This is a genomic window from uncultured Stenotrophomonas sp. (genome assembly GCF_963519125.1).
Classification (GTDB): domain Bacteria; phylum Pseudomonadota; class Gammaproteobacteria; order Xanthomonadales; family Xanthomonadaceae; genus Stenotrophomonas.
In genome coordinates this window covers 1-7432 of the sequence record NZ_CAUQLJ010000049.1, presented here as the reverse complement: position 1 = coordinate 7432, position 7432 = coordinate 1, and the positions used below count along the sequence as shown (strand labels likewise).

The window sequence follows — 7432 nt, the reverse complement described above, 5'->3', positions numbered from 1 at the left end:
CGCCGCCTTCCAGCGAGAAGCGCTTCTGGCCGACGTACTTGGTGTGCAGGTAGCGTTCCAGGCCTTCAGCGGCGGTCAGGCGCTCCAGCGTGCGGCGCTGGGTGTCAGCGTCCAGGCTGTAGTTGCCACCGGCCAGTTCCAGGCGCTGGTACAGCCACTGGCGCTGCTCGACCTCGGAAATATGCATGAATTCCGCACCGATGGAGCCGGTGTAGGTCTTCTTGAGGCGGGCGAGCAGGTCGCGCAGCTTCATGCGCGGCTGGCCGCCGACACCGCCGGTGCTGAACTCGGCGTTGAGGTCGCCTTCTGACAGGCTGTGGAACGGCAGGTCCAGGTCCGGCGAGTTGACGGCCTGGGCCAGGCCCAGCGGGTCCAGGCGGGCGTCGAGGTGGCCGCGCGAACGGTACGCCGTGATCAGACGACCGACATTGCGCTCGCGTTCGTCGCTGGCACCGGAGTTGCCGCCGCCCTTGACCGCGTTTTTGGCGGCGTCGGCGATGTGGGCGATGACGGCCGAATGCGGAATGTCACCGGCTTCGCGGCCCTTGAAGCCGTCGAAGTAGGTCTTCCATTTGGGATCGACACTGTCCGGAGAAACGAGGTACTGCTCGTACAGATCCTCGATGTAGGAGGCGTTGCCGCCGGCGAGCTGCGAAGACTGCGCAAACTGCTTCAGTAGATTGTCCACGATGGAGGGTCGGATTCGCTTGTGGGGTAGGGCTTCGATGATCCGGCAGGGAAGATGAATAGCCCTGCACGGGCGGTATCTAACGGGCCAAATTGTACCCCCATCGGGACAGGAAGGGGCACCACAACGGCCTGCGGAGGGCCTGCGGTGTCATTCCCAGACAGGTTCAGGCGCCGGAACGGGACTAGAAGCCGAGCGCGCGCAGTTCGGTACATTCCCGCGAACGTTCCCATACGCGCTGCAAACCGTCCTGCAACGGCCGCGAACGTGCCGGCAGTGACAACCCGGCTTCGCCGTCGAAGCGCAGGCCGCTCAGACGAAAGTAGTAGTCGCCGGCGTCGTTGACCAGGCAGGCCGAGGCGAGGGCGCGGTCGATGGGATCGCTGACCTGGCGCACGCGGAACACGGTGGGCAGGCGCTGGATCAGGCCGAGCAGGGGCGAGCCGGCCTGGGCGATGGCGGTGGCGTCGTGGACGAGCAGGGTGGCCTGCTTGTCGTGGCGGGCGGTGGCGAAGCGGCGCAGGGCCTCGAGCACCGGCGGGGCGTCGAGCAGGCCGGGGTCGAGCAGGCGGGTGTGGATCCAGAGATGGCGGCGGGCGCGGTCGACCAGGGCGGTGGTGAACGCCACCGCCTGGTCGGCGCTTTCGATGTTGATCGCGCCGTTCGGGAGGTCGGGCGCGGTCATGTCAGGCCTTGCCGCCGTGGCCGTCGGTGGCTTCGGCGTCGTCGTCGCTGTCGCTGTCGTCGAAGTCGACGATGACTTCGACGCCGTCTTCGTGGACGGTGACTTCGTGGACGTTGGCCTGGACGTCTTCGTCTTCGACGACCTCGACGGTGTCGGTGGCGTCGATGATGTCGTACTCGGCGACGTCGTCGTTGGCGTCTTCGTCGTCGAAGTCGTCTTCATCCTCGAAGTCGTCGCCGTCGAGCAGCTGGTAGTAGCCGCCGGCCATCAGTTCGTGCAGGGCGTCGCGGCCCTTGGCGGAGAGCTTCTGGTAGAAGGCGGCGCCGATCTGTTCGGCGGCGGCCAGGGCCTGGGCGTCCTTGACCGGCAGGGCGAATTCGAGGCCGCTGCAGTAGAGGCTGGCCCCCTTTTTGGCGCGACGCCAGGCGAGGCGGGCCCAGGGGTGGCGGCCGAGTTCGATGCCTTCGGCCAAGGCGGCTTCGACGTCGTGGCGCGGCAGGGGTTGGCCGGAGGCGACGACGTCACCGGCGGCGCGGTAGGTGGTGATGAAGCGGCCGAACCAGTCGCCGAGGCGGTCGGGGTCGTTCATGCGGATGGCGTTGAGGGCCTGGACGACGCGGTTCATGGCGACGACGTCGATCTCATTGGGGTCTTCGGGGACCTTGAGGTCGGGGTCCTGGTACCGGATGGCCTCGTCGGCATCCATGATCAGGGTGTCGAGGTAGTCGCTGATCAGTTCGGCGGAGGCGGGGGCGCGCATGCCGAAGGAGAAGGTCAGGCAGGGGTCTTCGGCAACGCCGTTGTGGGGGACGTTGGGCGGCAGGTAGAGCATGTCGCCGGGTTCGAGCACCCAGTCGTGGGTGGGCTTGAAGCGCTGCAGGAGCTTGAGTTCGACGTCGGGGCGGAAGTCGAGCGGGGGGCGCTTGCCCTTGATGGATTCGCTGGCGTCGATCTGCCAGCGGCGGTGGCCGTAGGCCTGGAGCAGGAAGACGTCGTACTGGTCGACGTGGGCGCCGACCGAGCCGCCGGTGGCGGCGAAGCTGATCATCACGTCGTCCATGCGCCAGCGGGGCAGGAAGCTGAAGTGGGCGAGCAGGGCACGCACGTCAGGATCCCATTTGTCGACGTCCTGGACCAGCAGGGTCCAGTCGTGGTCGGGCATGCCGGGGAAGTCTTCTTCCTGGAACGGGCCGGTGCGGACGGTCCAGCCGTCGGTGGTGCGGTCGTGGCTGATCAGGCGGGCCAGGGCGGTCTCTTCGCAGGCGAGGCCGGCGAGGTCTTCGGGCTGGAGCGGGGTTTCGAAGTCGGGGAAGGCGCCACGGATGAGCAGGGGGCGCTTCTGCCAGTAGTCGCGCAGGAAGGTGGCGGCGGGCATGCCCAGCGGCAGGCCGGGGCGGGCCTGGACTTCGATGATGGGGGTTTTGGTCTTGCGCACAGCCATGGGGGAATCCTTGCAGCGTTCAGGCGGGATACGTGGGTATTGTCCGCTGGTTCTGTGTCATGTGCACCTGCGGTGGGGTGTCGCAACGAAAACGGGGCGCCGGAATGACCGGCGCCCCGTCTGGGGTTCACGCGTGCGTGGGCTCGATCAGATCGCCTTGGCCAGATCCGCGGCCAACCCGATGTACCCGCCCGGGGTCAGCTCACGCAGGCCCTGCTTGGCGTCTTCCGGCAGGTCCAGGGCCTCGACGAACGCCTTCATCGATTCGGCGGTGATGCCCTGGCCGCGGGTCAGGGCCTTGAGCTGCTCGTAGGGGTTGGGCAGGCCATAACGGCGCATCACGGTCTGCACGGCTTCGGCCAGCACTTCCCAGGCGGCGTCGAGGTCGCCGTCGAGGCGCTCGGGATTGACGGTCAGCTTGCCCAGGCCCTTGGCCAGCGAGTCGAGGGCAACCTGGCTGTGGCCGAAGGCGGTGCCGACGGCGCGCAGCACGGTGGAGTCGGTGAGGTCGCGCTGCCAGCGGCTGATCGGCAGCTTGGCGCTGAAATGCTCGAACAGGGCGTTGGCGATGCCGAAGTTGCCTTCGGCATTTTCGAAGTCGATCGGGTTGACCTTGTGCGGCATGGTCGAGGAGCCGACTTCGCCTTCCTTGAGCTTCTGCTTGAAGTAGCCCAGCGAGATGTAGCCCCAGATGTCGCGGGCCAGGTCGATCAGGATGATGTTGGCGCGGCGGGCGGCGTCGCCGATCTCGGCGATGTTGTCGTGCGGCTCGATCTGGGTGGTGTAGGGGTTGAACACCAGGCCCAGGCTTTCGACGAAGCGCTTGGCGAAGGCCGGCCAGTCCACGTCCGGGTAGGCGATGGCGTGGGCGTTGTAGTTGCCGACGGCGCCGTTGATCTTGCCGGTCAGTTCGACCGCGGCGATCTGGCGGCGCTGGCGCTCGAGGCGAGCGACCACGTTGGCCACTTCCTTGCCCAGGGTGGTGGGCGAGGCGGTCTGGCCGTGGGTGCGCGAGAGCATGGGCTGTTCGGCCTGGGCGTGGGCCAGGCTGCGCAGAATGGCGGCGATGCCGTCCAGCGAGGGCAGCAGCACCTCGCGGCGGGCCTGTTCGAGCATCAGGCCGTAGCTGAGGTTGTTGATGTCTTCGCTGGTGCAGGCGAAGTGGACGAACTCGAGGGCGGGGGCCAGTTCGGCGTCATCCTTGAGCTGTTCCTTGATGAAGTACTCCACCGCCTTGACGTCGTGGTTGGTGGTGCGTTCGATCTCCTTCACCCGCGCGGCGTGGGCCGGGGCGAAGTCGTCAGCCAGGGCGCGCAGGCGGGCGGCGGCGCCGGTCGAGAACGGCGCCAGCTCGGCGATGCCGGCCTCGTTGGCCAGGGCCAGCAGCCATTCCACCTCGACCTTCACGCGGGCCTTGATCAGGCCGTACTCGGAGAAGATCGGGCGCAGCGCGTCGACCTTGCCGGCGTAGCGGCCATCGAGCGGGGACAGGGCGAGCAGGGCGAATTCGGACATGGCGGGCGCAGGCAATGACGGCGGGGGCCGTCATTCTACGCTGCCCCGGGGTCCTCGTCGGCCTGTTCGGGCGCGCGGCGTACGGTGACGGCCTGGATCCGGTGGCCGGCCATGCGCTTGACCGTGAACAGCTGGCCGTCGATCCGCACCTGCTCGCCTTCTTCGGGCAGCCGCTGCAGCTGGTGGACGATCAGCCCGCCGACCGAGTTCAGGTGCTCGGGGGCGGCGAGGTCGCGGCCGAGCAGGCGCTCGAGGCGGAAGATGGAGGTCGAACCGGCCACCAGCAGGCTGCCGTCGGCGCCGCGGGTGGGGGCGTCGGTGACCACGTGCGGGTGTTCGTCTTCGATATCGCCGACGACCACTTCAAGCAGGTCTTCCAGGGTGAAGTAACCCAGGATGCGGCCATGCTCCTCCACGCACAGGGCCATGTGCGTGGTGCCGGTGCGGAAGCGCTCTAGCACGGCCGTGACCGGGGTTTCCAGCGCGATCAGGTTGGCCGGGCGGAGCAGGGCGCGCAGGTCGTCGGTCGGGTTGCCGCGCGCGATCTCGACCAGCAGGTCCTTCATGTGCAGCACGCCCAACACTTCTTCGCCGTCCGCGTCGAACCACGGATAGCGGCTGTAGCGGCTTTCGGCGAATTCGGCCATGACCTCGGCCAGGCCCATGCCCTGGCGGAACACGCGCATGTGTTCGCGCGGGCGCATCAGGTCGCCGGCGACCAGCTCCGGCAGTTCCAGCGCGTGGCTCATCAGGGTGAGGTCCTGGTCCGGCGCATCGGCGCCGGGCTGCTGGCGGGCGACGATCAGCTTGAGCTCCTCGCGCGAGTAACGGTGCGAGGTGTGCTCCACGTCGCCCCAACCGGCCAGGCGCAGCAGGGCGTTGGCGCTGTGGTTGAGCAGCCAGATCGCCGGGAACATCGCCCAGTAGAACAGGTACAGCGGCGCGGCGGTCCACAGCGACATCGCTTCGGGGCGGCGGATCGCCATCGATTTCGGTGCGAGTTCGCCGAGCACGATGTGCAGGAACGAGATCAGGCTGAAGGCGATGATGAAGGCGGTGAGGCGGGCTGCTTCGGGGCCCATGCCGAGCGTGTCGAACAGCGGCTGCAGCAGGTGGGCGAAGGCGGGTTCACCGACCCAGCCGAGGCCGAGCGAGGACAGGGTGATGCCGAGCTGGCACGCCGAGAGGTAGGCGTCGAGGTGCGAATGCACGTTGAGCAGCAGGCGGCCGCGCCAGCCGTGGCGGGCAGCCAGGCCGACGGCCTGGGTGTGTCGCAGTTTGACCAGGGCGAACTCGGCGGCCACAAAGAAGCCGTTGAGCACCACCAGGAACAGGGCCAGCAGCAGGAGCAGGAGGTTGCCGACGATCATGCGTGGCGGCCCTGCGGGATGGAGGGAATGTGGTTACAACAATGAGGGTCGTCGCCCATGGGAGAAGAGGTGATGCCTGAATGAACACGAATCCCGAGTCTAGCCGAACCGGCGCACGCTTGGGTTTCAATCCGGCTTGGGAGTATCGTGAGCGGAGCCGCCAGCCAGGGAATGAAGGCCCGTTGCCAGCCGCCGTTCCCTTTCCCCACTGAAAGAACCGCGGAGTGATGCAATGAGCAAGGGTTTCCGGACCGAGCATGACAGCATGGGCGAACTGCAGGTACCTGCAGACGCGCTCTGGGGCGCGCAGACGCAGCGTGCGGTAGACAATTTTCCGGTCTCGGGCCAACGCATGCCGCGCGGTTTCATCCGCGCGCTGGGGCTGGTGAAGGGGGCTGCTGCGGCGGTCAACGCCGAGCTGGGCCACCTGCCGAAGAACATCGCCAAGGCGATTGAAGGTGCGGCGGACGAAGTGGCCGCTGGCGCGCACGACGCGCACTTCCCGATCGACATCTACCAGACCGGTTCGGGCACGTCGTCGAACATGAATGCCAACGAGGTGATCGCGACGCTGGCCAACCGTGCGGGCAAAGCCGGCAAGACGGCGGTGCATCCGAACGACCACGTGAACCAGGGGCAGAGTTCGAACGATGTGATTCCGACCGCGTTGCGGGTCTCGGCGTTGCTGGGGGTGCAGGAGCAATTGCTGCCGGCGCTGGTGCACCTGCGCAAGACCATCGACAAGCGCGGCCGGGCGTTGCGCAAGGTGGTGAAGACCGGGCGCACGCATCTGATGGATGCGATGCCGCTGACCTTCGAGCAGGAATTCGGCGCGTGGTCGGCGCAGTTGTCGTCGGCGCAGGAGCGGCTTGAAGACAGCCTGAAGCGGCTGCGCCGGCTGCCGCTGGGTGGCACGGCGATCGGGACCGGGATCAATGCGGATCCACGTTTCGGCGAGCGGGTGGCCAAGCGCTTGAAGCAGCAGACGGGCGCGCGCTTCGACAGTGCGGAAAACAAATTCGAAGGGCTGGCAGCGCAGGACGATGCGGTGGAGCTGTCGGGTCAGCTCAATGCGTTGGCGGTGGCGCTGATCAAGATCGCGAACGACCTGCGCTGGATGAACGCCGGTCCGCTGGCAGGCCTGGGCGAGATCGAGCTGCCGGCGCTGCAGCCGGGCAGTTCGATCATGCCGGGCAAGGTCAATCCGGTGATTCCGGAGGCGACGGTGATGGTGTGCGCGCAGGTGATCGGCCACCACACCGCGATCACGGTGGCGGGCCAGACCGGCAATTTCCAGTTGAACGTGACCCTGCCCTTGATCGCGGCCAACCTGCTGGACGGGATCGGCCTGCTGTCGAACATCTCGCGCCTGCTCGCCGACACCGCGATTGCCGGGCTCAAGGTGCGCGAAGACCGCGTGCGCGAAGCGCTGGGTCGCAACCCGATCCTTGTAACCGCGCTCAACCCGATCATCGGTTACGAGAAGGCCGCGGCGATTGCCAAGCGTGCCTATAAAGAGCAGCGGCCGGTGTTGGAGGTTGCGAAGGAAGACAGTGGATTGAGCGAGGCGGAACTGCGTCGTCTGCTGGATCCGGCCGCGCTGACAGCCGGTGGAATTCAGGCTGGCGGCGGTGGTGCAGGCGGCTGAGAAACAGCAGCCGGGCAGGGCCCGGCTCTACCGCTTTTTGGTGACTCACCTGCCAACTGTCGGAGGGTCGGCGGGGGTGGGTTTG

General features: G+C 67.3%; 5 protein-coding genes and 1 pseudogene. 1 reads left to right on the top strand and 5 read right to left on the bottom strand.

Features of this window, described 5'->3' with window-relative positions:
* From sucA to RYM47_RS19565, 5 genes and pseudogenes are all read right to left on the bottom strand, one after another.
* Positions 1 to 688: pseudogene (gene sucA, locus RYM47_RS19585) on the bottom strand (2-oxoglutarate dehydrogenase E1 component); the annotation flags it as partial.
* Positions 689 to 872: 184 nt separating this feature from the next.
* Positions 873 to 1373 (bottom strand): hypothetical protein, encoded by a 501-nt coding sequence (locus RYM47_RS19580; RefSeq protein ID WP_315390193.1) that lies wholly within the window; start codon positions 1371 to 1373, stop codon positions 873 to 875.
* Between the two features lies 1 nt (position 1374).
* Positions 1375 to 2814, bottom strand: coding sequence for a cupin domain-containing protein (locus RYM47_RS19575; RefSeq protein WP_315390191.1), 1440 nt, complete (start codon positions 2812 to 2814; stop codon positions 1375 to 1377).
* Between the two features lie 147 nt (positions 2815 to 2961).
* Positions 2962 to 4329, bottom strand: coding sequence for an adenylosuccinate lyase (gene purB, locus RYM47_RS19570; RefSeq protein ID WP_315390190.1), 1368 nt, complete (start codon positions 4327 to 4329; stop codon positions 2962 to 2964).
* Between the two features lie 35 nt (positions 4330 to 4364).
* The gene (locus tag RYM47_RS19565; protein WP_315390188.1) at positions 4365 to 5699 is read right to left on the bottom strand and encodes a hemolysin family protein; all 1335 of its coding nucleotides are present in this window, start codon (positions 5697 to 5699) and stop codon (positions 4365 to 4367) included.
* A 232-nt stretch (positions 5700 to 5931) separates the two neighbouring features.
* Between RYM47_RS19565 and RYM47_RS19560 the strand changes: the two genes are divergently transcribed.
* Positions 5932 to 7347 (top strand): class II fumarate hydratase, encoded by a 1416-nt coding sequence (locus tag RYM47_RS19560; protein WP_315390186.1) that lies wholly within the window; start codon positions 5932 to 5934, stop codon positions 7345 to 7347.
* Positions 7348 to 7432: the final 85 nt, after the last annotated feature.